Origin of the sequence: Antrihabitans spumae, assembly GCF_043944905.1 — a bacterium.
GTDB lineage: Bacteria > Actinomycetota > Actinomycetes > Mycobacteriales > Mycobacteriaceae > Antrihabitans > Antrihabitans spumae.
The window spans coordinates 50,697-76,021 of sequence record NZ_JBIMSN010000020.1; the positions used below are offsets into that span (position 1 = coordinate 50,697).

The 25,325-nt window shown below is 63.6% G+C and carries 24 protein-coding genes and 1 pseudogene; 15 read left to right on the forward strand and 10 right to left on the reverse strand.

Features of this window, described 5'->3' with window-relative positions; translation table 11 throughout:
* Positions 1 to 156 precede the first annotated feature (156 nt).
* Positions 157 to 1,185, reverse strand: coding sequence for an FAD-dependent oxidoreductase (locus ACHIRB_RS04790; protein WP_395125153.1), 1,029 nt, complete (start codon positions 1,183 to 1,185; stop codon positions 157 to 159).
* A gap of 53 nt (positions 1,186 to 1,238) precedes the next feature.
* The gene (locus ACHIRB_RS04795; protein WP_395125152.1) at positions 1,239 to 2,876 is read right to left on the reverse strand and encodes a CHASE domain-containing protein; all 1,638 of its coding nucleotides are present in this window, start codon (positions 2,874 to 2,876) and stop codon (positions 1,239 to 1,241) included.
* Positions 2,877 to 2,947: 71 nt separating this feature from the next.
* On the opposite strand from ACHIRB_RS04795, the gene ACHIRB_RS04800 reads away from it, so the two are divergent.
* The 10 genes from ACHIRB_RS04800 (at position 2,948) to ACHIRB_RS04845 (ending at position 14,027) form a co-directional block, all read left to right on the forward strand.
* On the forward strand, positions 2,948 to 3,508 hold the full coding sequence (locus tag ACHIRB_RS04800; protein WP_395117534.1) for a TetR/AcrR family transcriptional regulator: 561 nt from the start codon (positions 2,948 to 2,950) through the stop codon (positions 3,506 to 3,508).
* Between the two features lie 311 nt (positions 3,509 to 3,819).
* Positions 3,820 to 8,436, forward strand: coding sequence for a glutamate synthase large subunit (gltB, locus tag ACHIRB_RS04805; protein ID WP_395117540.1), 4,617 nt, complete (start codon positions 3,820 to 3,822; stop codon positions 8,434 to 8,436).
* Positions 8,429 to 9,895, forward strand: a complete 1,467-nt coding sequence (locus ACHIRB_RS04810; protein ID WP_395125151.1) for a glutamate synthase subunit beta — start codon at positions 8,429 to 8,431, stop codon at positions 9,893 to 9,895. Before gltB ends, ACHIRB_RS04810 begins: the two co-directional genes overlap by 8 nt.
* A 98-nt stretch (positions 9,896 to 9,993) precedes the next feature.
* A complete protein-coding gene (locus ACHIRB_RS04815; RefSeq protein WP_395117544.1) occupies positions 9,994 to 10,464 on the forward strand; it encodes a hypothetical protein in 471 nt (156 codons plus the stop codon).
* A gap of 137 nt (positions 10,465 to 10,601) precedes the next feature.
* On the forward strand, positions 10,602 to 11,513 hold the full coding sequence (locus ACHIRB_RS04820) for a cutinase family protein (protein ID WP_395125150.1): 912 nt from the start codon (positions 10,602 to 10,604) through the stop codon (positions 11,511 to 11,513).
* Positions 11,514 to 11,540: 27 nt separating this feature from the next.
* Positions 11,541 to 12,440, forward strand: coding sequence for an SCO6745 family protein (locus ACHIRB_RS04825; protein ID WP_395117548.1), 900 nt, complete (start codon positions 11,541 to 11,543; stop codon positions 12,438 to 12,440).
* 133 nt (positions 12,441 to 12,573) lie between these two features.
* Entirely contained in the window at positions 12,574 to 13,092 is a 519-nt protein-coding gene (locus tag ACHIRB_RS04830) for a hypothetical protein (protein WP_395117550.1), read from the forward strand.
* Positions 13,089 to 13,379 carry an OmpA family protein gene (locus ACHIRB_RS04835; protein ID WP_395117552.1) on the forward strand — a complete coding sequence of 97 codons (291 nt, stop codon included), beginning with the start codon at positions 13,089 to 13,091 and terminating at the stop codon, positions 13,377 to 13,379. The genes ACHIRB_RS04830 and ACHIRB_RS04835 overlap by 4 nt, the downstream gene beginning before the upstream one ends.
* Positions 13,380 to 13,391: 12 nt before the next feature.
* Positions 13,392 to 13,607 (forward strand): hypothetical protein, encoded by a 216-nt coding sequence (locus ACHIRB_RS04840; RefSeq protein ID WP_395117554.1) that lies wholly within the window; start codon positions 13,392 to 13,394, stop codon positions 13,605 to 13,607.
* Positions 13,608 to 13,661: 54 nt separating this feature from the next.
* On the forward strand, positions 13,662 to 14,027 hold the full coding sequence (locus ACHIRB_RS04845; protein WP_395125149.1) for a VOC family protein: 366 nt from the start codon (positions 13,662 to 13,664) through the stop codon (positions 14,025 to 14,027).
* On the opposite strand, the pseudogene ACHIRB_RS31235 reads toward ACHIRB_RS04845, so the two are convergent.
* Both ACHIRB_RS31235 and ACHIRB_RS04860 read right to left on the reverse strand, forming a co-directional pair.
* A pseudogene (locus ACHIRB_RS31235) lies at positions 13,926 to 14,971 on the reverse strand (magnesium and cobalt transport protein CorA). The gene ACHIRB_RS04845 and the pseudogene ACHIRB_RS31235 sit on opposite strands and share 102 nt — an antisense overlap.
* A 122-nt stretch (positions 14,972 to 15,093) precedes the next feature.
* Positions 15,094 to 15,708 carry a TetR/AcrR family transcriptional regulator gene (locus ACHIRB_RS04860; RefSeq protein ID WP_395125146.1) on the reverse strand — a complete coding sequence of 205 codons (615 nt, stop codon included), beginning with the start codon at positions 15,706 to 15,708 and terminating at the stop codon, positions 15,094 to 15,096.
* Positions 15,709 to 15,786: 78 nt separating this feature from the next.
* Between ACHIRB_RS04860 and ACHIRB_RS04865 the strand changes: the two genes are divergently transcribed.
* Positions 15,787 to 16,623 (forward strand): alpha/beta fold hydrolase, encoded by an 837-nt coding sequence (locus ACHIRB_RS04865; protein ID WP_395125145.1) that lies wholly within the window; start codon positions 15,787 to 15,789, stop codon positions 16,621 to 16,623.
* Between the two features lie 6 nt (positions 16,624 to 16,629).
* On the opposite strand, the gene ACHIRB_RS04870 is transcribed toward ACHIRB_RS04865, so the two are convergent.
* On the reverse strand, positions 16,630 to 16,854 hold the full coding sequence (locus tag ACHIRB_RS04870; protein WP_395117562.1) for a hypothetical protein: 225 nt from the start codon (positions 16,852 to 16,854) through the stop codon (positions 16,630 to 16,632).
* Positions 16,855 to 17,128: 274 nt separating this feature from the next.
* Here ACHIRB_RS04870 and ACHIRB_RS04875 point away from each other — a divergent pair, with 274 nt between their 5' ends.
* Positions 17,129 to 17,890 (forward strand): hypothetical protein, encoded by a 762-nt coding sequence (locus ACHIRB_RS04875; RefSeq protein ID WP_395125144.1) that lies wholly within the window; start codon positions 17,129 to 17,131, stop codon positions 17,888 to 17,890.
* Positions 17,891 to 18,385: 495 nt separating this feature from the next.
* Here the strand turns inward: ACHIRB_RS04875 and ACHIRB_RS04880 are convergent, their stop codons facing one another.
* Positions 18,386 to 19,084, reverse strand: coding sequence for a hypothetical protein (locus tag ACHIRB_RS04880; protein WP_395117566.1), 699 nt, complete (start codon positions 19,082 to 19,084; stop codon positions 18,386 to 18,388).
* A gap of 66 nt (positions 19,085 to 19,150) precedes the next feature.
* On the opposite strand from ACHIRB_RS04880, the gene ACHIRB_RS04885 reads away from it, so the two are divergent.
* Positions 19,151 to 21,046 carry a putative bifunctional diguanylate cyclase/phosphodiesterase gene (locus tag ACHIRB_RS04885; protein WP_395126643.1) on the forward strand — a complete coding sequence of 632 codons (1,896 nt, stop codon included), beginning with the start codon at positions 19,151 to 19,153 and terminating at the stop codon, positions 21,044 to 21,046.
* On the opposite strand, the gene ACHIRB_RS04890 is transcribed toward ACHIRB_RS04885, so the two are convergent.
* The 3 genes from ACHIRB_RS04890 to ACHIRB_RS04900 are packed head-to-tail and all read right to left on the reverse strand — an operon-like array spanning position 21,043 to position 23,187.
* Positions 21,043 to 22,098 carry an Rv1355c family protein gene (locus ACHIRB_RS04890; protein ID WP_395117570.1) on the reverse strand — a complete coding sequence of 352 codons (1,056 nt, stop codon included), beginning with the start codon at positions 22,096 to 22,098 and terminating at the stop codon, positions 21,043 to 21,045. The two genes, ACHIRB_RS04885 and ACHIRB_RS04890, sit on opposite strands and share 4 nt — an antisense overlap.
* 25 nt (positions 22,099 to 22,123) lie before the next feature.
* Positions 22,124 to 22,321 carry a hypothetical protein gene (locus ACHIRB_RS04895; protein ID WP_395126642.1) on the reverse strand — a complete coding sequence of 66 codons (198 nt, stop codon included), beginning with the start codon at positions 22,319 to 22,321 and terminating at the stop codon, positions 22,124 to 22,126.
* The gene (locus tag ACHIRB_RS04900) at positions 22,312 to 23,187 is read right to left on the reverse strand and encodes an alpha/beta fold hydrolase (protein ID WP_395117572.1); all 876 of its coding nucleotides are present in this window, start codon (positions 23,185 to 23,187) and stop codon (positions 22,312 to 22,314) included. Before ACHIRB_RS04900 ends, ACHIRB_RS04895 begins: the two co-directional genes overlap by 10 nt.
* Positions 23,188 to 23,275: 88 nt before the next feature.
* Here ACHIRB_RS04900 and ACHIRB_RS04905 point away from each other — a divergent pair, with 88 nt between their 5' ends.
* Positions 23,276 to 23,455, forward strand: coding sequence for a DUF2252 family protein (locus ACHIRB_RS04905; RefSeq protein WP_395117574.1), 180 nt, complete (start codon positions 23,276 to 23,278; stop codon positions 23,453 to 23,455).
* Between the two features lie 44 nt (positions 23,456 to 23,499).
* Entirely contained in the window at positions 23,500 to 24,612 is a 1,113-nt protein-coding gene (locus tag ACHIRB_RS04910) for a DUF2252 domain-containing protein (protein WP_395126641.1), read from the forward strand.
* 3 nt (positions 24,613 to 24,615) lie between these two features.
* Here the strand turns inward: ACHIRB_RS04910 and ACHIRB_RS04915 are convergent, their stop codons facing one another.
* Positions 24,616 to 25,212 (reverse strand): histidine phosphatase family protein, encoded by a 597-nt coding sequence (locus ACHIRB_RS04915; RefSeq protein ID WP_395117580.1) that lies wholly within the window; start codon positions 25,210 to 25,212, stop codon positions 24,616 to 24,618.
* Positions 25,213 to 25,325 lie beyond the last annotated feature (113 nt).

The following is a 25,325-nucleotide window of genomic DNA, read 5'->3' on the forward strand; positions in this document are numbered from 1 at the left end:
CCGAATCATCGTCTGCGGTTGTCTCAGGGTGACAGGTGCAATCCCGAGGCAGAAGTCATCGAACTGTCTTGTGGGCAGCTTCACAGTGCCTGTTAGTGCGCGTAAACACCTACTTGACGCATGCTGGAGGTTGTCTGCGCGCTGAATTTGGGCGCCTCATGCAAACCGCGTCGCTATCCGCAGCGCAACGTCGCGTGCCGCGGTAAAGCGGGTGCTCATGGCGACGTGATTCATCAACGTCGCGCCTGTCACCAGCTTCTGAGTCGCCTTACGTCGCTCCGAGTCGTACCGCCGCAGACCCTTCTCGACGTCATGCTCGTCGAGTGCGCGCCCGAGCGCGATGGAGTCGATGATCGTTTCGCAGGCACCGCGGCCGAGGTTGGGCGGCATCGCATGTGCGGCGTCGCCGATCAGGACCACGTTGCCGTTGATGTAGGAGCCCAACTTCGGCATCCGCTTGATCCGGTAGTGGATGATCGACGTCGCGTCTATACGGCCGAGTGCGTCCGTCACGTCGGCGTGCCAGCGGCCGAAGTTCTCCTTCAAAAATTCGAGAGGTTCCGTCGGCGGCTCGGCGTCGGGATCCTCGCGATAGGCAGCGAACCAGTTCGTCAGGTTGCCGTCGCGCGGCGAGACACCGAAGATCTTGCCCTCACCCCAGGTTTCGGCGACGGTATCCGTCGTGCCAGGAGCTCGACCGACCAATGCGCTCACTCCGACGTAGATCGGATCGACGCGCTGCCCGACGACCGCGGTCCGGACGCGGCTGTTCACTCCGTCCGCTCCGACGATCACGTCGTAGCCGCCGAGGTCGGCGACGGACTCGATCGTGGTCGAGAACTTCACGACCCCATCGGGTAGGCCGCTTGCCAGGGTGGCGAGCAGCGGCGGTCGGGATATCAGTACCGACGTGCCCTCGCTGGTGGTGATGTCGGCGATGACGGACCCGTCCGGGCGCCGGAACTGGCCGTGCTGTTGCCGGCTTCCGATCGAGCGGACGGCGTCTCCGTGCCCGATGCCGTCGAGTGCGGTCAGCGCCTCCGGCCACATGCCGAGAGCGGTTCCCGACGTCGGCAGTGCATCGGCGCGTTCGAAGACGTCGACGGTCCAGCCGTGCTGGTGGAGATAGTTGGCGGTGGCGAGTCCGCCGATGCCGCCGCCGATGATTGCTGCTGATCTGGTCATGAACACCAGGATACTACTTTTGTAGTAGAAATACTACCGATGTAGTGAAGACGTCAGAGTGAGCTCGGCAACTGCTCCGAACCTGCCAACGCCGCGCGTCCTCGGCCCGAGCGTTTGGCTCGCAGCATCGCAGAATCGGCCGCATGGACGAGGTCGTCGCCGACGCTTCCGTCGTACGGATACAACGCCATGCCGACGCTCGCACCTATCGACACGGTCGTGCCGTCCCCGATCGCTTCCAGGGCGTACGGCTCGCCGAGCCGAGCCACGACGTCGTTGCCGATATCGCCGGCAACGTCCGCAACATCGCTGCCGGACTTGTCGTCGACGATGAGAATCGCGAACTCGTCGCCGCCGATCCGCGCGACGGTGTCGGTATCGCGGACCCGCGAAAGCAGACGTCCGGCGATGGCTTGCAGCAACTCGTCGCCGGCGCGGTGACCGTAGGTGTCGTTGACAGCCTTGAACCCGTCGATATCCACGTAGGCAAGGGTGAATCCGGCCGTTGGCTCGGTCGATTGCAAAGCCGACTCGAGGCGTTCGAGAAACAGCATTCTGTTCGGCAGTCCGGTCAACGGATCGTGTGTGGCGAGGTGCCGAACGGCGGCCTCCGACTTCTGCAGAGCCTCGGTCTGCGACGCGAGACGAAGAGCTTCGCGACGCCAACCAGCGCCGGTGAGCGTGACCGCTAGAACAAGCAGAGTGACGACCCCACCCGCGATTGCCGTCGCCCACGGCGTCACCTTGTCCGCCGTTGTCGCAAACGTGGTGGAGGCCACGTAGCGGACCGTCCACGGATACCCGGACAGATTCTGTGCCCTGGTGAGGGACGGCCGACCGTCGGAGTCGGGCAAGGGGCGCGGTGCGCCGTCGGCATAGACACCTGCGGTGGAATAGAGCAACTTGCCCGCGTCGTCCTTGATGTCGAAATCGATGGGTGGCAGCGCGTCGCCGAGCAGTCCTCCCATAAATTCCTCCGCCCGGAATGCGGCGGTGAGCCAGCCGAGCAGCTCGCCCTTCCGCTTGACCGCGAGATAGACGATGAAGCCGGCGGACTCGTCCACCTCTCCGGCCAGCCGCAACTTGGGGGTCAGCGTCGTCCTGTTGGTCGAGGCGGCCTTCTCCATCGCAGCGCGTCGCGTGGGGTCCTGCATCATGTCGACGCCGATCACTCGGACGTTTTCCGGAGTCGTCGGCGCTACATACAGAATCGGTGAGTGCACCGGCGGCGACGACGGGATACCGGTCGGGGAGCGCGGGGTGAACTCGGTGAACACCTTCGGATCGGGAAACTCGGGCGGTACCGGTGTGCGTCGGACGTCCGCGACGAACGCATCGAGTCGGTCAGCGGGCACCGCCGGGGCGAACGACAACGATTTGACGCCCGGATACCGCTCGGACAGGTTGAGCGCAGCTACGTACGCAACCCATTCGTCGAGCGTGACCGCTTTGGATCCGCGGAACAAGGCAAAACCGCCTAGGAGAACTTGCGAGTACGCGCGCATCCGCTGTTCCAGGGCGTCGTCGATCCGGGTCGCCTCGTAGGCGAGTCGGGAATCCTGGGCTGCACGGATCTGCTGCCGCGCCTGCCAGGTCGCCGCGACAGTCGCGGCGACCAACAGAATCACGATCGCCAATGCGACTCCGCGCCAGGTCGCGGGCCGACCGGCCGTGTGGGGGCGATCGTTCACCGTGCTCACCTTAGGCGTCGTCGGTGGTCACCGTCGCAATTACGTCCCTACTACTTATGTAGTCTTCGGATATGGCAACAAAGCGCGAGATCGTCGTCGACGCAGCGATCGAAGTCCTCGGCACACGAGGAAGCAAAGGGCTGACCCATCGCGGTGTCGACGATGTTGCCGGCGTTCCGACCGGAACCTCCTCCAATTACTTCCGTACGCGCGAGGCGCTCCTCGTCGGAGTGGTCGATCGCCTCGTCGAGCGGGACAAGGTCGATTGGGAACGCCTGAGTCGGTTACCGACGCCACAATCGATCGGCGAGTTGATAGACGCCACGACAGCGTGGGCACTGCATTCCGTCGAGGCGGACAGGGTCCGGACGACGGCGCGCTACACCCTGATGCTCGAATCGGCGACGACCGAATCGATGCAGGCGCCGCTTCTTCTTGCCCGCCGAGCCCTGGTCGAGTGGGTGGAAGGACTCCTCGGCGAGTTGTCCGACGACCCGGCCGCGCACGCGGTGATCTTGATGGATTACCTGGACGGTGCGATCCTCCATCAATTGACGATGCCTGCGCCGGATTTCGACCCACGACCGTTGATCTCCGACCTCGCGACGTCCTTGCTTACGAAGTCACGGTAAGAAGCGGGGACAATAGCGCATTACACTTGCCCCTGGGTCGCACAAAATGCGATCTCGCGTCGAGTAGCCCCAGCTCGCGCGGGTAATAAGGCGGCCCTAAGTTGGTACTGGGCCCCTGTTCTGACTTATCGTTTCCTCTTACGCCGGAATCAGGTAGTCCGGCATCCGAGCGGCCGAAAGCTGATCGGAGGTGTCGAGCGCGTGACGCGTGTCTACACCCCGCATTGCCCCTGCGTGAAGAACTCAGGGCCATAACTGCACTGGGATGACCATCAGAGCCGCTGGTCGTCGATGCCATACGAAGGCTAGGTATGAAGCAACCTCCAGGCCGTCAAGGCCTCTACGACCCGGCGAACGAGCACGATTCGTGTGGTGTCGCGTTTGTCGTCGATATGCATGGACGTCGCAGCCGAGACATCGTCGACAAGGCCATCACGGCCCTGGTCAACCTCGAGCACCGTGGCGCAGCAGGCGCAGAGCCCAACACCGGTGACGGTGCAGGAATTCTGCTGCAGGTCCCCGATACGTTCTTCCGTGCGATCCTCGACTTCGAGCTGCCGCCGGAAGGTTCCTACGCAACGGGCATCGCGTTCTTGCCGCAGGCCCGCGCAGAAGCGGCCAAGGCCGCCATCGGTGTCGAGCAGATCGTCGTCGAAGAAGGCCTGGCCGTTCTCGGCTGGCGCGAAGTGCCGACCGACGAATCCTCGCTCGGCGCCCTTGCCCGCGACGCGATGCCGACGTTCCGGCAGGTTTTCATCGGCCCCAAGCCTGGTTCGCGCACCCCTGTCACCGGCATGGAACTCGAACGCCGTGCCTACGTCATCCGTAAGCGTGCCGAACACGAACTCGGTACCGACGGCGCAGGCCGTGGTGCCACCGGCAGTGAGACCGTCTACTTCCCGAGCCTGTCCGGACGCACCTTCGTCTACAAGGGCATGTTGACGACGCCGCAGCTGAAGGCGTTCTACCTGGATCTGCAGGACGATCGGCTCGAAAGCGCGTTGGGCCTGGTTCACTCGCGCTTCTCCACCAACACGTTCCCGTCGTGGCCGCTCGCGCACCCGTTCCGCCGCGTCGCCCACAACGGCGAAATCAACACCGTCACCGGCAACGAGAACTGGATGCGTGCCCGCGAGGCACTCATCGAGACCAGTGTGTTCGGCGAGGACTCGCTCGAGAAGATCTTCCCCGTCTGCACGCCGGGCGCCAGTGATACCGCCCGGTTCGACGAGGTGCTGGAACTGCTGCACCTCGGCGGGCGCAGTTTGCCGCACGCGGTCCTGATGATGATCCCCGAAGCGTGGGAACGTCACGAGAGCATGGACCCGGCTCGCCGCGCGTTCTACAAGTACCACTCCTCGCTGATGGAGCCGTGGGACGGACCGGCATCGGTCTGCTTCACCGACGGCACCCTCGTCGGCGCTGTGCTGGACCGCAACGGTCTGCGTCCGAGCCGGATCTGGGTCACCGACGACGGTCTGGTCGTCATGGCGTCCGAGGTCGGCGTTCTCGACATCGATCCCGCGAAGGTGATCAAGAAGGTTCGTCTGCAGCCGGGTCGTATGTTCCTGGTCGACACCGAGCAGGGCCGGATCGTCAGCGACGACGAGATCAAGGCCCAGCTTGCCTCGGAGCAGCCGTACCAGCAGTGGCTCGACGAGGGTCTGACCGAACTCGCCGACCTGCCCGATCGTCCGCACGTGCACATGTCCCACGATCGCGTGCTGATCCGCCAGCAGATCTTCGGTTACACCAACGAAGAACTCAACCTGCTGGTCACGCCGATGGCGAAGACCGGTGCCGAAGCAATCGGCTCGATGGGCACCGACACTCCCGTCGCAGTGCTGTCGACGCGGCCACGGCTGCTGTTCGACTACTTCCAGCAATTGTTCGCCCAGGTCACCAACCCGCCGCTCGACGCGATCCGCGAAGAGGTCGTCACCAGCCTCGGCGGCACGATCGGACCCGAGGGCGACCTCCTGAACCCGGGACCCGAAGCGTGTCAGCAGATCGTGCTGCCGCAGCCGATCCTGCACAACGACGACCTGTCGAAGCTGGTCCACATCAACGACGACGGAACGCAGGAAGGTCTGCGTTCGGTTGTCGTCCGCGGTCTGTACCCGGTCGCCGAAGGTGGCGACGGGCTCCGCGCTTCCCTCGAGGCGATTCGGGCTCAGGTCTCCGCAGCGATCGACGGCGGCGCGCGCATCATCGTGCTGTCCGACCGGGAGTCGAACGAGAAGCTGGCCCCGATCCCGTCGCTGCTGCTGACCTCCGCCGTTCATCACCATCTTGTTCGCGAGCGGACCCGCACCAAGGTCGGTCTGATCATCGAGGCCGGTGACGCCCGCGAGGTGCATCACATGGCGACGCTGGTCGGCTTCGGCGCCGCTGCGATCAACCCGTACATGGCGTTCGAATCGATCGAAGACATGCTGGATCGCGGAGCGATCGATCTGCCGAAGGGCGAAGCCGCATCGTCTGCTCGCCAGACCTACGTGAACAACTACATCAAGGCTGCCGGCAAGGGTGTGCTGAAGGTGATGTCCAAGATGGGCATCTCCACCGTCGCGTCGTACACCGGTGCACAGCTGTTCCAGGTCATCGGACTGTCGCAGGAATTGGTCGACGAGTACTTCGTCGGACTCCGCAGCCACCTCGGCGGCATCGGACTCGATGAGATCGCCACCGATATCGCGGCACGGCATGCGACGGCGTTCCTCGAGAACCGGCAGGAGCGCGCGCACCGCGAACTCGAGACCGGCGGCGACTACCAGTGGCGCCGCGAGGGCGAGTATCACCTGTTCAACCCGGACACGGTGTTCAAGCTCCAGCACGCGACCCGCACCGGGCAGTACAACATCTTCAAGGAGTACACCCAGCTCGTCGACGATCAGTCGGAGCAGTTGGCGTCGCTTCGTGGGTTGTTCCGGTTCAAGACCGAGACCCGCGAGTCGATTCCGATCGAGGAAGTCGAGCCCGCGTCGGAGATCGTCAAACGCTTCTCGACGGGTGCGATGAGCTACGGCTCGATCTCCGCCGAAGCGCACGAGACGCTCGCCATCGCGATGAACCGCCTCGGCGGTCGTTCGAACTCCGGTGAGGGCGGCGAAAGTGTGTCGCGCTTCGAGCCCGACGAGAACGGCGATTGGCGACGCAGTGCGATCAAGCAGGTCGCGTCGGGACGCTTCGGTGTCACGTCGCACTACCTGACCAACTGCACGGACATCCAGATCAAGATGGCCCAGGGTGCCAAGCCTGGCGAGGGTGGCCAGCTGCCCGCGCACAAGGTGTACCCGTGGGTCGCCGAGGTCCGGCACTCCACACCCGGCGTCGGTCTGATCTCGCCGCCGCCGCACCACGACATCTACTCGATCGAGGACCTCGCTCAGCTGATCCACGATCTGAAGAACGCCAACCCCGGTGCACGGATTCACGTGAAACTCGTGTCCGAGGTCGGTGTCGGCACTGTCGCCGCGGGTGTCTCCAAGGCACACGCGGACGTCGTCCTGATCTCCGGACACGACGGCGGCACCGGCGCAACGCCGTTGACCTCGATGAAGCACGCAGGCGCACCGTGGGAGCTCGGCCTCGCCGAAACCCAGCAGACGCTGCTGCTCAACGGTCTTCGTGACCGGATCGTCGTGCAGGTCGACGGACAGCTCAAGACCGGTCGCGACGTCATGGTCGCCGCACTGCTCGGTGGCGAGGAGTTCGGTTTCGCGACCGCGCCGCTCGTCGTCAGTGGCTGCATCATGATGCGTGTGTGTCATCTCGACACGTGCCCGGTCGGTGTTGCGACGCAGAACCCGGTGCTGCGCAAGCGTTTCGCGGGTAAGCCCGAGTTCGTCGAGAACTTCTTCATGTTCATCGCCGAAGAGGTCCGCGAATTCCTCGCGGAGTTCGGCTTCCGGACGCTCAACGAAGCCGTCGGTCAGGTCGAGTTGCTCGACCTCACCAAGGCCAAGGAGCACTGGAAGGCGTCGAAGCTCGATCTGTCGCCGATCCTCGAAAATGTCGAAACCGCGTTTATGAACCAGAACCTGTACAACACGGGTACGCAGGATCACGGTCTCGACAAGGCACTCGATCAGCAGCTCATCGTCCAGAGCCGGGTTGCCCTCGATCGCGGGGAGAAGGTGGTCTTCGAATCGAAGATCACCAACGTCAACCGGACCGTCGGCACCATGCTCGGCCACGAGGTGACCAAGGCCTACGGTGGCGCCGGACTCCCCGACGACACGATCGACATCACGTTCACCGGGTCCGCAGGCAACAGCTTCGGTGCATTCGTGCCCAACGGCATGACCCTGCGGGTGTTCGGCGATGCGAACGACTATGTCGGCAAGGGACTTTCGGGCGGCCACCTGGTGGTGCGGCCATCGAAGTTCGCGCCGCCGGAGTTCGTCGCCGAGGACAACATCATCGCGGGCAACGTCATCCTGTTCGGCGCAACCAACGGTGAAGCACTCATCCGCGGTGTCGTGGGCGAGCGATTCGCTGTGCGTAACTCGGGAGCGACTGCGGTCGTCGAGGGTGTGGGTGACCACGCGTGCGAGTACATGACCGGTGGCAAGGTCGTCATCCTCGGCGAGACCGGACGTAACTTCGGTGCAGGCATGTCGGGTGGTGTCGCCTACATCTACGACCCGAAGTCGACGTTCGAGGCGAACCTGAATTCGGAGTTGGTCGATCTGGACGAACTGTCCGGTGACGATTTCACCTGGCTGCACGACATCGTTGCTCGTCATCGTGACGAGACGGGTTCGGCTGTGGCGGAACGCATTCTGGCCGACTGGTCGCAGCAGGTGAACCACTTCGCCAAGGTGATGCCACGCGACTACAAGAAGGTACTGCTAGCGATCTCCGAAGCCGAGAAAAACGGCAAGGACGTAGACGAAGCCATAATGGAGGCCGCTCGTGGCTGATCCCCAAGGATTTTTGAAGCACACCGTGCGGGAGACTCCCGTTCGTCGGCCTGTTGCTTTGCGACTGTTGGACTGGAAGGAAGTCTACGAAGACTTCTCGACAGACACCCTGCGCACGCAGGCGAGCCGCTGCATGGACTGCGGTATTCCGTTCTGCCACAACGGTTGCCCGCTCGGAAACCTGATTCCCGAGTGGAACGACCTGGTCTTCAAGGACCGGTGGCGCGAATCGATCGACCGCTTGCACGCGACCAACAACTTCCCGGAATTCACGGGGCGGTTGTGTCCGGCGCCATGCGAGGCGTCCTGCGTTCTCGGCATCAACCAGGATCCGGTCACCATCAAGCAGGTCGAGGTCGAGATCATCGACCGCGCCTTCGACGAAGGTTGGGTCCAGCCCGTCTACCCGACACGACTGACCGGTAAGAAGATCGCGGTCGTCGGGTCCGGTCCTGCGGGACTTGCTGCGGCACAGCAGCTTACGCGTGCCGGACACACGGTGACGGTGTTCGAGCGGGCCGACCGCATCGGTGGTCTGCTGCGCTACGGCATCCCCGAGTTCAAGATGGAGAAGCGCCACATCGATCGCCGCCTCGCCCAGATGGAAGCCGAAGGCACCATCTTCAAGGCCGGCGTCGACGTGGGTGTCGACATCACCGCAGCCGACCTGCAGGCGCAGTTCGACGCGGTTGTCCTCGCAGGCGGCGCGACCGCCGCACGTGATCTGCCGATCCCCGGCCGTGAGCTCGACGGCATCCATCAGGCGATGGAATTCCTGCCGTGGGCCAACCGTGTTCAGCTCGGCGACGACGTCACCGACGAAGACGGCCTGCCACCGCTGCATGCACGTGGCAAGAAGGTCGTCATCATCGGCGGCGGCGACACCGGTGCAGACTGCCTCGGAACGTCGCACCGTCAGGGTGCTGCGAGCGTGCATCAGTTCGAGATCATGCCGCGCCCGCCGGAAGAGCGTGCCGACCAGACGCCGTGGCCGACCTACCCCCTGATGTACCGGGTTTCCTCGGCACACGAAGAGGGTGGCGAGCGCGTGTTCTCCGTCAACACCGAGCAGTTCGTCGGTGAGAACGGCAAGGTCACGGGCCTGCTGGCGCACGAGGTCAAGATGGTCTCCGGTCGTTTCGAGAAGGTCGAAGATTCCGACTTCACGCTCGAGGCCGACCTGGTCCTCCTTGCGATGGGCTTTGTCGGTCCCGAGAAGCCGGGTCTCCTCGACGGCCTCGGTGTCGAGTACACCGATCGTGGCAACGTGGCGCGAACCAAGGAGTGGGCAACCACCGTCGACGGCGTCTTCGTAGCCGGTGACATGGGACGTGGCCAGTCCTTGATCGTCTGGGCTATCGCCGAAGGTCGTGCATGTGCGGCAGCGGTCGACAAGTTCCTGTGCGGCGAGACTGCACTGCCGTCGCCGATCCTCCCGACCGCAGCTCCGCAGCGGTAGAGGCGGCTCCGCCGGTCGTGAGTCTTTTCGGAGGTCGGGGCCTCGCAAAGGACGCACGAGGCCGAAGGCCCGTCTGGTACGTGTCCTACGGTTCGAATATGTGTGCCGATCGCCTGGCGTGTTACCTCGAAGGAGGTTGCCCGCCAGGCGGTTTGCTGTCGCACGCCGGAGCTCGCGACCGCAGTGCGCCGCAAGCGAGCATGCCGCTCACGTTGCCCGGCACCGTCTTCTTCGCAGGTGAATCCCAGACCTGGGGTGGCGGTCGGGCGTACTACGACCCGACCGTGGACGGTAGTACGCCTGCACGCGCGTACTTACTGACGAGCCAACAGTTCGACGATGTCCACGCCCAGGAACCTCCTGTCTACGACAAGCTTCTCGACCTGGGCACCCACGACGGAGTTCCACTACTCACGTTCACGACTTCGGTCGGCAGGTCGGCGGTTGTCAGCACCGAACCAGCGCCTGCCTACCTCGACACGATCGGTCGCGGCATCGCAGAAGCGCACGGGTGGACCACTGAGCAAATTAGTTCTCACCTGCAGAAATTGGTGGCCTCGATCACCTAGAACCTGTTGGGCTTGGCGCGATCTCGTGAGACCGGGTAACTTTCGTTTACCGATCGTGCATCGATTCGACATCCGAACATGACAGCATCGGCGCCGTCATCACGAAATAGGTACTGGACTCCGGGGAGCTAGGAAAGATGCGTTCGAAAATCATTGCAGCATTGTTGGGTGCGGTTGTCGCCGCCTCCGGCGTCGTGGTAGGTGGTGTGGTGGGAGGTGCTGTCGCACAAGCTGATCCGGCCTGCCCGAGCCTGTACGTCGTCGCCATTCCAGGAACCTGGGAGACGACGACCGGTAGGGTGCCCGGCCCGGGAATGCTCTCCGACGCAACCGACGGTCTGCCGTCGAACGTGCAGGTCGACTACGTCAGCTACGCGGCGACGGCCTTCCCGTGGGAGTCCGAGGTGTACGGACGCTCCAAGAAGCAGGCGACCGACAACGGCCGCGGCTTCATCCAGGCCATGGCTCAGCGGTGTGGCAACACCCGAATTGCGCTCCTCGGCTACAGCCAGGGTGCGGACGCCGCGGGTGATCTCGCGGCCGAGATCGGCAGCGGTCTCGGCGTCGTTCCGCCGACCAAGCTGGCTGCCGTCGGTTTGATCTCCGACCCTCGCCGCTCCGAGTCCGACGCATTGGTCGGTCCGTTCGTGCCGGGCAGCGGCGCAGGCGGACCCCGCATCGGCGGCTTCGGTCTGGCCAGCTCGCAGACTCGCACGATCTGCGCGGTCGGCGATCTGTACTGCTCGACCCCCAAGGACGATTTCGTCACCCGCTTCGCCGGTTTCCTCGCGCAGTCGTCGGATCCGAGCCCAGCGCAGTTCTCGCGCTACACGCAGGAAGCGCTCGCGATCTTCAACGATCTGATGTTGTCCGGCGGTATTCCGCTGCTGCAGAGCCAGCTGAGTGATCCGGCCAACGAGAAGCGCGCCGAGCAGCTCGAGCAGTTCTACCGCTCGCAGGTCCACACCGATTACCGCAACTACAGCGTCGACGGTTCGGGTACCTCGGCGACGAGGTGGATGCGCAACTGGTTGCGCGACGCGGCGTAAATTTCCGCGAGTTATACCGTGGAGACCATGTCTCCGCGCGATGATGTGTCCGGTCCAGCGCTCGCCAGAAAGATGTGGCGGGCGCTGGAGCCGTTTCATGCCGTGACCTACTTCGCACCCGAATCGAAAGCCGCGTCCGATGCGCTCGGCTGCAAGGGCTGGTGGATGGGCTATTTCGGCTTTCGGTCTGCGCCGCTCGGACCCGTCGCACCCGAGGTCGTCACGGCAACCTTCTACAACTTCCACCCGTCGCGCGCTGCGCGTGCGGTTCCCGACGTGTGGCAGATCGCGACGGCGGAGCAGTTCGTCGAGGCGCGTCTGCGCGGTGTGGACGGCGCATTGCGACGGTTTCTCGGCGACGAGGTGATCGAGTCTTCCGAAATGGCCGAAGCAGCCGAATTGGCGGGACGGGCCAGCGCGGCGGCTCAGACGGCAGGCCGACCGTTGGCCGCTGCCAACGCCGCGCTTGCCACGCCCGGGGAACCACACCTTGCGCTGTGGCAGGCCCAGACGCTGCTGCGCGAATCCCGCGGCGACGCGCACATCGCCGCGCTCGTCACCGCGGAGCTCGATCCGTGCGAAACACTCGTCATGTTTGCTGCGGAAGGGAACGTCGAACCTGATCGGCTGCGTACCTCGCGTGCCTGGTCCGAGGAGGAGTGGGCGGCCGCGGCGGAGCGATTGCGCGGGCGCGGCTTGCTTGCCGACGACGCCACCCTGACCTCTTCGGGTAGTGAGCTTCGTCGCTGGGTGGAGGAGCGCACCGACCGCGGATCGCTGGCGCCGTGGGACGCGCTCGGTCCGGTCGACACGGATCGGCTAGTCGACCTCGTGGCGCCGTTTGTGCAGGCCATCGCGGCAGGCGGCGGGTTTATGACCGGGAACCCGATGGGCCTGCGACCGCTGTCGGAGAACGAAAAGGTGTGACACCGTCCGGAATCGGGCAGATAACGGTTGTAGTAGGTATTGCGGTTCGAATGGCCGTCCGGCGTTGCGGAGTGCAAGCATCGACACCGAGTCGCCCTATCGGGCGGTGGCCCCGATAGAGCTTTGGAGCGAAATGTCCGACACCTCGTTCGATAGGACCGAACCCGGTGCAAGGACGGTTCGTGACCGATTCCCGTGGCTGGCCCTCATTGCCGCAGCGGTCGTCGTGCCCTTGTTACTTGCTGCGTTTGCGGTTTTCGTCGGCCGCGAGTCGGTGCAGGACGACCTCGGATCGCGAAGCGAAGCGGCGCTTGCGGACGCCGGTCTCGCCGATGCCGACGTGACATTCGACGGTCGAGACGCGACGGTCAGGGGAGTGGCATCCGACCAGGTGCAGACCGCGGAAACGGTCGTGGGAGGTATCGACGGCGTCAGAACGGTTGCGGTGGACGCCGATGACGCAGCTTCGACCGCCACGCCCACAACCAGCGGTTCGACCACCGATGTGCCGAGTACTTCCACCACCGAACCGGCCACGCCGTTAGCGCCGCCGCCCGCACCGCCGGGCCCGACAAGGCGGCAGTGCAGCAGCAGATCAACGGTTCGCTGGCCGCGGCGCCGATCACGTTCCAGCCCGACTCCAATCGATTGACCGCGGTAGGCACGGCGACGATTGCACAGGTCGCGGACGTGTTGCGGGCGGTGCCGGAGGTTCGTGTGCAGGTCGCAGGCCATATTGCAGATACCCCGGGCCCGGATCCGAATGCTCAGGCACTCAGTGATCAGCGGGCCGGCGCGGTGCGAAACGAGCTCATCCGACTCGGGATAGCACCCGAACGGATCGATGCCGTCGGCTACGGAACGAGTAGGCCCGTCGCGCCGAACGACACGTCCGCGGGCCAGGCGGCAAACCGTCGCGTCGAAGTCACAGTTCTCTAGGAGGGCAGCGTCATGATGTATCTGTTCGGGCAGATGTGGGTCTGGATCGTCGGCGCGTTCGTTCTCGGTCTGGTGCTCGGCGCGCTGATCGTACGAGTGCTCGGTCGGGGTTCCGCTCCGGCGGCACCTTCGTCGGCACCAGATTCGACGCCGTTCACGGTCGACCAGTTCGGCGGTCCGCCGGTCCCGGCTTCCGGCAGCGGCGGCAGGCATCAGGCGCCGGAGTAGGCGAGCGCTCATTCGTCCAAGCCTGGCGGCCCCAACGCGCGGCACACTCGGGACATGACTTCAGCACAGGGCAACGTCCGTCGGATAGTTCCGAACCTGCCGACCCGTGACGCCGGCGCAGCCAAGGCGTTCTACGTCTCGGTCCTCGGTCTCGAGGTAGTCATGGACCTCGAGTGGGTTGCGACGCTGGCAAGTCCGACCCACCCGACCGCTCAGCTGAACCTGATCACCGAGGATGCTTCCGCAGCGGTATCGCCCGAGATCTCCGTCGAGGTCGACGACGTGAACCTTGCCTACGACGCTGCCGTCACGTTCGGTCTACAAATCGTGCATCCGCTGACCGACGAACCGTGGGGCGTCCGCAGGTTCTTCGTTCGCGATCCGGACCGCAGGGTCGTGAACGTGCTGAGCCACCGGTAGCGCCGCACGTCGTCTGACCATCCGCATTCGGAACCACGTGTAGAGCCCGACGCACGGGATTGCGAGACCACCGAGACCGAAGACGACGAATGCTGTCGCGCTGGCGACGTTTCCGACGAGCCAGTCGAAATTTTGGCCGAAGAAGCCGGTCACGAACGTCAGCGGTAGGAAGACGGTCGACATGATCGTCAACTGCTCCATAAACGCGCTTTGCCGCACGCTGACCTTGGTCTGCTCGACGGAGATCACGGCCATGTTCGCCTCGAGGATCGTCGCGAGGAGTTCACGTTGCGCCGTGACCTCCTCGTGACCAGGTGCAGGTGATCCCGAACGTCGCGAAAGTACGGCGTCAGTTCCTCGGCCCAGCGGCCGCGTTCGAGGATCGTCGTCGCGGAAAGCAACGGGTGTACCGCCCGCCAGAAATCGCTGACTTCACGGCGAAGGAAGTAGATCCGTTCGGTCGGTGCGACGGCACCGGAGAAGACGAGCGCTTCGACCTCGTCGATGTCTTTCTCCAGTTCGGCGACCACGGGGGTGTAGCTGTCGATGACCTGATCGAGGATCGCCCACAACACCGATTGCGTGCCGAGGCTGAGCAATTTCGGCCGCGATTCGAGGCGCTCGCGGGCACCGTGCAATTCGCTAGCCGCACCTTGGCGAACGGTGATGACGAAGTTGTGGCCGATGAACACGCTGATCTCACCGAACTCGACTTCCGACTTCGCGGGGTCGTAGCGCGCCGTCCGCAGGATGACGAGATGAAAACCTTCCTCGTACTCTTCGACTTTGGGTCGAAGGTGGAAGGTCTGCGCGTCCTCGACAGCGAGCTCATGGAGTCCGAAGGCTGATGCCACCTCGGCGAGTTCGTTCTTGTCGGGCTCGAACAGACCGAGCCAGACGAAGCCGCCCTCGGTACATCGTTGAGCGGCGTCGCTGAGAGCCATTTTGTCCCGATGCTGGCGTCGGCCGTCGCGGTACAACGCGCAGTCGATGATCACCCGACAATCCTTGCGCGAAAAACCTGCTCGCGCGTGTCATCACCGGTACCCGGTCCGAATTGTGTGGATCAACCGCCCGTAGGGGTGTTCTTGAATCCATCGAGCATCACGAAGATGACGGTCTCCATCTCGGTGGTGGCACGCTCGGGATCGGTCGCCGCTGCCATGTAGAGAATTGCGTTGCAATAGACACTGAACAGCAGCTCGGCGGCCGCTTCCAGTGGGACCGGACGGATCTCGCCCTGCTCGACGAGTGCGGCAAGCGTCGCACGAAGGAACGGCATTGCGACCTCCTCGTCGATCGCCCGAACCCGATCCCAGCCGAGCACTTCCATCACCTGGCGCAACAGAGCAAGCGCCTCATGGTCGGCGACGCATTCGCGCAGGAACGCGCGTGTGCCGATCTCTATCTGCTCCCAGGGTGTCCCGGAGGCGGTCATCGATTCGAGCGACTTACCCAGAACGACGTTCTGCGACGTTCTGAACACCTCGGCGAAGATCGCCTGCTTGTCGCTGAAGTGGTGATAGACCGCGCCTTTGCTGGCGTGAGCAAGTTTGGCGATGTCTTCGACCGAGGTTGCGGTGAAGCCTTTGTCGACGAAGAGGGACTTCGCCGCGTCGAGGACGGCCGCTTTCGTCAGCGCTGCGTACATTTCGCGCCGATTGGGCTTGACGTCACTCATAGGTCGACACCATACTCGGAGACCAGTGAATGTTCACCGACTACGAGTCGGCGAAACCCAACGACAGGGAGAAGTCATATGCCGGAGATCGAACTGTCAGCAGGCCGGATCCGCTACAGCGACACCGGAGAGGGTCCACCGATCGTCTTCGTGCACGGAGTCTTCGTCGCGGGCAGCCTGTGGCGAAAAGTCGTCGGACCGCTGAGCGCCAACTTCCGGTGTATCACTCCGGACTGGCCGCTCGGCGGACACACGATCGCTATGAATCCCGACGCGGACATCAGTCCGCACGGCGTCGCAGCGCTCGTCCTCGAATTCATCGACGCTCTCGACCTGCACGACGTGACCCTGGTCGGCAACGACACCGGCGGCGCCGTCGTGCAGTTGGCCATCGCTCGAGGCAGCGACCGCGTCTGTCGCGTTGTGCTGACGCCGTCGGACTCGTTCGACAACTTCCTTCCGCGATCGATTCGTGCTCTGCAGTACGCGGCCCGAGTACCCGGGCTGCTGACGGTCGGCGCGCAGCCGATGCGTCTGAGTGCGGTGCAGCGACTCGCGCTGCGATGGCTGGTGAAGTATCCGATACCGGCCGAGATCACACGAGAGTGGGTCCGTCCGTTGGTCTCCGACCGAGGTGTGCGTCGTGACCTCGGCAAGTTCCTGCGCACGATCGACTATCGCGACACCATCGCGGCAGCCGAGACGTTGCAAGGTTTTGCAAAGCCGGTGCTGCTGCTCTGGCCGCGGAAGCTTCCGTACTTCCCCTTCGCTCACGCCCAGCGGTGGACCGAGATCTTCGCCGACGCGACCCTCGTCGAAATCGAGGACACCTACACCTGCGTATCGGAGGATCAGCCCGAGGTGACCGCCCGCGAGATCGCGACCTTCATACGCGCTCGCAGCAAGGTGGAGTGAGTGCGTTCAGTTCAGCTTGTCGAGTTTCAACCAGGTCGCGTAATCCGTCGCGTCGAACCGCAGCACCGGGATCTCGGATTCCCCGGGCGGCGAGCCAACGGCGATCCCGTCGAACAGTTCTAGCGCTTCCGCCAAGATTGCCTGAACGGCCTCGCTCCGGGCGAGTTTGTGTTTGAGTGCCGCATTCTCTTCGCGTAGCCGCGCGAATTCCGCACGGTCGATGTTCTCCATTCGGCGAACCGGCCTCCCCTTTGCCTGCTGCATCGATCTGGGTGCATGCATTCGCGTCGGTATGCGCGAGATGGGCTGCCACAGAACCGAATTGGGGCACTCCGTTACGACCGCATGCCCGGATCACGAACAGTCCGCCCGGTGATCCCCTCCTTCACCGGGTGGACGGTTCGCCGTCGCGAGCAAACCGTCTCAGGTGCGCCTGCCGAGCTAACGTATCGCACGAAAAACGAAAACACAACGCAACTGAACGAAAATGAGCGAAAATAGCGGTATGAACGTAAATCTGCTGGTCGCATCGACGGTCGATAGGACGGCGATGCGTATGCTGACCAGCATGGATCCGGATCCTGCCGTCGCGCTCGCGCAGCGATTCGCTTCAATACTCAAGGCGCGCAGAGGATTACGCCGCCAGATCGATGTGCAGCAGGCGGGCGGGCCGAGCGGGCCCACCCTGAGGAAGTACGAATCGGGTACGTGTCTCGAGCCGCCATCAGCGCAGATCTTCCAGAAGCTCGACAAGGGACTTCGGTGGACACCGGGCAGCGCTGTACATGCCTGGTCGGGTGGCGATCCGGTCCCGCTGGAAGGGGCGGGTCGGCCTTTGGTCGGCCAGACCCCGTTCGCATCGGACAGCCGGAGTACGCCCGGTCGCGATGTCGCGGAAGTTCGGGAGCTCAAGCGACGCCTCGGCCAGAGTCTTGCCGAACAGAGTCGGGTCCACGGCTCGCTGCTTCCCCAGTTGGAACAGTCCTACGCAGCGTTCGTCCGGTTCGCCGACAAGTTGGTGGCCGACTACGCAATCGGCTTCTTCGAGCTGAACGGCGGCCCCGGACGTACGCCACACGAGTTGGGTGAGATCGCGTTCGGGTCGTTCCTCAGCGAGGTGGCCGAGCAGGAGCCGAGCGGCGACGCCGCGGCGGCCGAAAACCGCAACTATCTCCTATGGCTCGCTGGGCGCATAACAGTCGACAGCGAGACCGCTACACGTTTCGCCAGCCGCCACGCGGAATCACTCGACAGAGTAGAGAAGTAGCCTCGGCGCCTTCGACTGGCGCAGAGTATCGGGTACTAGGTACCTGCTCTAGCGATCGGCCCAGCGGTCGATGCGCAGGGTGTCGTGATCTCGAGTAAGCCCCACCGAACGCCGTCGTTCACGGGGATCAAGCGAGTCTCGCACTCGTACCAAAACGTCGCGCCGATCCCCGAGGGCCGCATCCGCAATTTCGCGGCCGTGATCGAGCGAGTCTCTCGAACCTCGTCACAGGCCGCCTCGAAAAGGTTGCTATCCGCGGGGTGAAGAGCGACCGACGAGTGTTCCTCGATCGTGATCAGCGCGATCGCCCACTCATTTATCTTCCGCGATGCGAGGTCTACGACTCCCACAGGTTTACTCGTGAAGGACGCATGTGCCCACGCGTAGTCGGCCGGGTTCTTGATCACCGCGATCGTGCCGTGCGTTTTACTAATTCCCCTCGACCCCCTCTGCGTCACAACCTGTGAACGGCAGCCTAACAACAACCGTCGGATGTCACCGGTTTCGACCGGCCGCACCGAACGCCGACGCCAACTGGGCTGCTTCGCTTCGAATCAGTTCTCGCTGCACAGGATCGGCCAGCGGATTGTCGAGATAGGTTGTCCGATCCCACCACAGTGGGGTCGCGTGATAGCGGGCGTCCGGATAGGGAGCGCCCGGGAGATCGGCTGGCTCTTTGATACTTCCTGCGCTCTGCCAGTGAGCGATTGCGTGGTCGTCGCCTGCGACACCGAGAGCCCAGCGGGCCTGCGTTGTCACCATCGGCACCACTGCGCCGGCGCGCCCGATCGCCCGTGCGATTTCCCGTCTGTCCGGTGAATCCGGTGACACGAATGCTGCCTTCGACTCGACGATTCCTTCGTCGATGCGCGATTTGACCAGTCGGTAGAGGTCGTCGCGTCCCTCGTACCCGTTCCACATCAAAACCGCCGAAGCTGTTTCCGCGCTTTCGTAGAGTGCATACCGAACACCCCCTACCACCGTGCCGGACGAGTCGACCGCTGCGGCGAACCGGATCGATGTGGTCCCGTCACGGATCTGATCCAGATTCAGTGCGGCCTCGACGTCGAATCGTCGGTATCCCGCCAGGGCTCCGGCAAGGTATTCGGTCCAGAGTTGGGGCGACTCCGTCGGAGTTGTGACGACGAACAGAGTCTGCGGCGTAAGGCGATACGAAGCTAGGCTTTCGGACACGGCATGATAATAGATGGCCACGCACAGCCGAACCCGGCCACTCGCGGATGGAAGAAGTCTCGACCCATGCAGATGAACGCGCAGATGGCCGACCGATCCTCGGCGGCGGAACTCAGCGAGCTTGTCATTTCGATCGGCCAGCGTCTCTTGGCCTCCCAGGCGACGACGGCAATTCCGGTGATCCAGGAGATCCTGCACGAACTGCGCGAGTTCTTCGGCGTCGACCACACGTGTCTGCGATACACCGACCATACGATTCGCGCGTCGCTGATGGTTGCCGAAAGTCCAGTGCGTGAAAGCGTGCCCGACCCCGATCCCATGGCGTGCGTCTATTTCGAGGGCGCAGACGAAGTTTTCGCCCAAGCGGAACATTCCGTTGTGACAGTATCCGTGCGCCCCGGCGACGGTTCTGCGAAGCGTTATCAGGAGCAGGTCCGGGAGGTGGCTCGACTCGCCTGGGGTGAAGAGGCCGTCGCGGCGCTCACCGGTGCTTCTGTTTTGGCAACGCCGCTGGTTGTCGGACCCCGGCCCGTGGGATTCGTCTCGCTCACCAAGTTCGGGGACATGGTTTTCACCGCCGACGAGGTCGAGGCCATGAACGCAATTGCCTCGATGCTCACCCAGCTCAAGAGTCGGATAGAGGCCGAGGAATCGTTGATCTACTCGACGATGCACGACGATCTGACGAATCTGTCGAATCGTCGAGCCCTCATCGGCCACCTGGAGGAGCGTCTGCAGACGAGGCAACCAGGACTGATCGCCTTTTTCCTCGATGTCGATCGACTCAAGACCATCAACGACTTTCTCGGTCACGACGCGGGAGACCGATTCATCCGCGTCATCGCGAAACGCCTGAAAGATCACAGCGAGCCACGGGACATGATCGCGCGACTCGGTGGCGACGAGTTCATAATTGTTCCCGCACAACCGATGTCATTCGAAATTGCGTCGAAGCATGCCGAACGCCTGCGCAAGCTCGTCAGTGCACGTGTCTCCATCGGAGCGGAACCCGTGAGCCGCACCGTCAGTATCGGCGTAACCATGGCCGAAGCAGGAGACACCGCAAGCGATGTCATGAGGCGCGCCGACCAAGCGATGCTCGCCGCGAAGGCGGCAGGCGGCAACGAAGTTGCTGTGTTCACCGACGAGATGCGCAAGCTGCACGCTTTGCGCGACGACGTCGAGTTTCATCTTGGGTCCGCGATCCAGAACGACGCCCTCACATTGCATTACCAGCCGGAAGTAGACCTCAGGTCCGGTCGGATTCTCGGTGTCGAAGCCCTCGTCCGATGGCAGCACCCATCGCGAGGATTACTGCTACCCGAGTCGTTCGTCGGAACAGCCGAATCAGCGAATCTCGCGGGCGCACTCAACCGGTGGGTCGTGCGCCGTGCGGCGGAGCAGTGGGTGCGCTGGCGCGATGCCGGCATCATCGACGACGACTTCGGGATGCGGGTCAACGTCTCCCCGGTCCAGCTCGTCAGCGTCAACTTTGTCGATGATGTGGCGACGATCGTGAGCGATGTCGGGATCGATCCGAAGGCGCTGTGCATCGAGATCACCGAACATGTGCTGGTACAGGACCTCGACCGGGCTCGAGTCACGTTGGAAGCCCTCAAACACCTCGGCCTGAAGACCGCGATCGACGATTTCGGCACTGGTTACAGCTCGTTCACCCATCTGAAGCAACTCGAAGTCGACCAGCTGAAAATCGACAGGAGCTTCATTCAGAAGCTGGGTCGCAGTCCCGACGATCTAGCGATCGTGACGTCCATCGTCGACCTCGCCGAATCGTTCGATATGTCGGTTGTCGCGGAGGGCCTCGAAACGCAGATCGGGTTGGAAACGCTGCTGAGTGTGGGTTGCACTCGCGCACAAGGACGTCTGTTGGCTCCGCCGACACCGGTCGAGGACGTAACGCAGGTGCTTGCCGATCGTGTGATCGACCTGGGCCCTCGTTAAGCACCTTCGCGAATGTGGTCGTCGCCGATGCGCGGGTCGACGACTCGATCGAGAGCGGTCTGCAGGTCGACGCTCGTCCGTCCCGATGCAAGGGGTTCGCCGCGACCGATCCGTCGCACCGCAGCGGCGACGCTCGCACCGCCCAGTTGGACGTCGCTACCCAACTGTGGCCACGTCGACAAGGTTTTGCCGACTTCGGAAACCGACGCCACCATGCGCGACGACAACTGTGAAGGCGGCAGAATTCGGAAGACGTGCGGCACCTTCTCGGCCATCGGGAGGTCGGCGAACGTGGTGAAATCGACGTCGTCGCCGAGTAGCCCGTTGAAATATGGCAGGTCGGGATCGAGATCGTAGCGTTCGACGTCGAGTATTCCGCGGTCGGACGTCTCCATCAGGATTGGTATGCCGCGTTTCGACGCCGCATGTCGCGCAAGCACTTTGATGTCGAGCGAGTCGCATTCCTCGACCATGATGTCGAGGCCGTCGCTGAATTCGTCGATGTTGTCGGGTGTCGCGCCAGCCGTGTGGACGACGAGGGAAAGGTAGGGATCGAGTTCAGCGATCCGCCGCGCGACGACGACGGCCTTGTTGAGGTCGAGGTCGAGCAACGTCGCTGGTATGCGGTTGAGGTTCGACAGTTCGATCTCGTCGAAATCCGTCAGTCGCAATTCACCGCACAGCCCTTCGAGTGCCAACGTGTGCGCAATCGCGTGACCGACGCTGAGTCCGATCACCCCGATCGTCAGCGTCCGAAAGTGCTGCTGCTCTTCCACCGTGATCTTGTTGCGGTTGCGGTCCAGTCGCAAACGTTCGAAGCCTTTCGGCCCAAGTATCGCGACGGCCGTTGCGCGCCAGGGGTAATACGCCCAGCGGGGGTTCTCCTCGAGAATGTCCGCACTGGCTGCGGGGAGCAGTTTTGCGAGACCGGCGCGCTGCGTTTCCAAGGTATCCAGGAAGGTGATGTCGGGATTGGCACGCAGACGCGTCAACTCGGCCTTGTCCTCGGCGATCGATTCGTCGAGTAGTTGGGCCTGGTATTGCTCTGTCACAGTGCACCTTTCGGCAGCGTGGATCCTAGGAAGACAGCTGTGTTGGCGATCCTAGTCGCCGACGCGGACCGCGGGCTGTGAACAGGGCGACGTCGCCCGTCATCGAGATCTCGACCTGCTCGAAAGCCTCGGTGAGTGCGCGGTCCAGCCCTGGCCTGTCGTCGGTCTTGGCGTCATCGATGGAAACGTCGAACTCCTCTTGTTCGTGCAGGTTCAGTTCCAACGACGTGCGGTGTGCTCGAGGATCGCAGGCACGACCACGTCCCATACCCGCCGTGGCGGGTTTTCGTGACCAACGGCCTCCATCGAGAGTAATTGCGCTCCCGGGATCTCCTTCGCCAGAGCCTCGCCGTGTTCGTGTGGGAACATCGGGTCTTCGGTGCCGTGCAGCACGAGGGTCGGGGTTGTGATGTCCGCGAGCCGGTCCCGCCACGGATCGCCTGCACCGACCATGAACGGGTTGGTCAGCTGGGCGCCGATGCTGTCGGAGCGGTCGTAGACACGCTCCCAGAACTGTTGGGCCGCATCCTTGTCGAACGGTACGGACTGAGCGCCGAAGATTCGTTCGAAGTCGACGAGGCTCGCGACGGTCTCGTCGCGGTTCGACCAATTCTGTTCGGGTTGTTCGGTTTCGAAGGATGCGCGCAGCGCCTCGGACATCGTCGGCAGGTCGGGCGCTTCGTGGCCTGGGCCGCCGGGGGTGGTCGAGGACAGGGTGACTGTGGCGAGGCGGTCAGCGTGCTCGATGGCGAGCAACTGGGCGACGGCGCCACCGCCGGAGACGCCGACCACGTGCGCGCGTTCGATGTGCAGGGCATCGAGCAAACCGATGACGTCGTCGACGACATCGCCGATGTCGTAGGTCGGGTTGCCGACCTCGTAGTGGGTCGAGCGGCCATGATCGCGATTGTCGTAGCGAACGACGAACCGTCCGCCCGCCGCCAGCATCTCGCAGAAATCCTCGTGCCAGGAGAGCATGCAGCTACCCGCGCCGCCGAGCAGAACGATCGCGGGATCGGTCGACCGACCGAAGGTTTCGACACAGAGGTCGACGTCGTTGATGTGAAGGATCTGCTCGTTCGATGTCATGTGGCCTCTGCTCTCCGATCAACTTGTGGACACTGTGAACAATGCCATACGACCTCGCTCTTGTCCAGAAATGCGTAACGTCCGAAAGATGGCCGAGAAGCTTGTCGCCGCCGATCGCGAACCCGAACGGGCAGAGCAGATCCTGCGGGTATTCGATGCCGCGTTCGCCGAGTTGCTAGCCGCGGATGCCGCAGCATTTCGCGTCAAATTCCGAAAAATGGCGGCGACGCCGTTCGCGTTTTATCGCGGGACCGCAGGACTGTTCTAGCCGACCTCACAGCCGCGCCCTACGACTCCTACGGTGATCCGTTCTTGAACGACCGAACGAGTCGAGTCTGGATTCACGGCGACCTGCACGCCGAGAATTTCGGCACCTATCTCAACGCCGAAGGCCGACTCGTCTTCAACGTCAACGACTTCGACGAGGCCTACGTCGGCGCGTTCACCTGGGACGTGCAGCGGCTCGCGGCCAGCGTCGCGCTGATCGGATACGCCAAAGCGTTGTCCGACAACACCATCACCGAGCTCGTCCGGACCCTGGGTGAGGCCTACCGCAAGCAGATCGCGGCGATCGCACACGACGGGGCCGCGGCCGAGTTCACCCTCGACACGGCATCGGGCCCGATCTTGGACACCTTGCACAGCGCACGCTTGCAGACCCGAGTTGCGTTGCTGGACAGCCAAACCGTGATCGAGGATTTCGATCGGCGTTTTCGTGACGGCGGCGGGTCATTCCTCCTCGACGACGACACCCGTCGCGACGTGCTCGAAGCCTTCGAGGCGCACCTGCCGACCCTCCCAGAGTCGAACAGCGCGCGGCCGGGCGCACTGCGCGTCAAGGACGTCGTCGGTCGGCGCGGTATCGGGATCGGCAGCGCCGGACTGCCGTCGTACAACCTGCTGCTGGAAGGTCCGACCGACGCACTCGAAAACGACGTCGTCATCTACATGAAGCAGGGACAGACGCCCGCGGTATCGGCACATGTCACCGACACGGACATCCGCGGCTACTTCGAACACGAAGGTCAGCGCACCGTCATCTCGCAACGTGCATTGCAAGCGCACAGCGATCCCTGGCTCGGCTACGCCATGCTGCGGGCGCAGGGTCAGCTCGTCGCCGAAGTATCGCCCTACGCAAGCGATCTCGACTGGACCGACCTCAACGAGTCCGCCGACCTCCATGCGGTCGTCGAATGCCTCGGCCGCGCGACGGCGACTATGCACGCCGCCGCCGACGAGTCGTCGAGCGGGCATTCGCTGGTGCCGTTCTCCACCGAGGTGGCGATAGACGACTTGATCGCTGTCGACGAGGATGCGTTCCCTGACATGCTCGTCGATTTCGCCCATGCCTACGGCGCGCGTGCTCGCCAGGATCATCAGATCTTCGTCGACCTGTTCAGAAACGGGCGAATCCCGGGTCTGTAGCTGTCACTGATTGCGCGGCAACAGATCCCAGACGTGCTCCGTCTCGTTGACGGCCGAGACAGTGCGCCTCCCGTCGCGCGAGAAGAGGATGCGGGTGACCGAGCAGTATTCGATCGGGAAGGCCAGCGTCTTCGCGTTGCCGAGCACGTTCTGCAGGTAGGAATTGATCACGCCGCCGTGCGCGAACGCGACGACGGTATCGGTGTGCTCGGCTGCAGCGACGATAGCGCCGACCGCGTCGATCACCCGTTTCTTGAACGCCGCGGGGTCGACGAACTCGGGCAGCTCGCCTGCTTTGATGCGTTCGTAGGCCTCACGAAACTCGACCTTGGCGTCCTCGATCGGGATGTAGGCGCCGATCGTGTGGTCGTATTCGGCAAGGTCGTCGACGATGTCGACCGCGAGGCCGAGCCGTTCTGCGGTCGGCGCCGCCGTGAGTCGCGCCCGCTGCTGCGGGCTGCTGACGACCCGGACGATCTTGTGCCGGGCGATGGCAGCAGGAACCCGCAGGGCTTGCTCGACGCCGAGGTCGGCGAGGGGTGGGTCCGCGTTCTCGACCGACCGCAGCGGGAGGCCGTGGCGAATCATCAACAGTTGCACGGGGGTCACAGTAGGCCGCACGCGGCTCGTGAGTCCTTTCGGAGGGCCGCACCTCCGAAAAGACTAATGGGGGTGGATCGGCGGGAACGGTTTCGTGACGGAGCTGTTTCGGG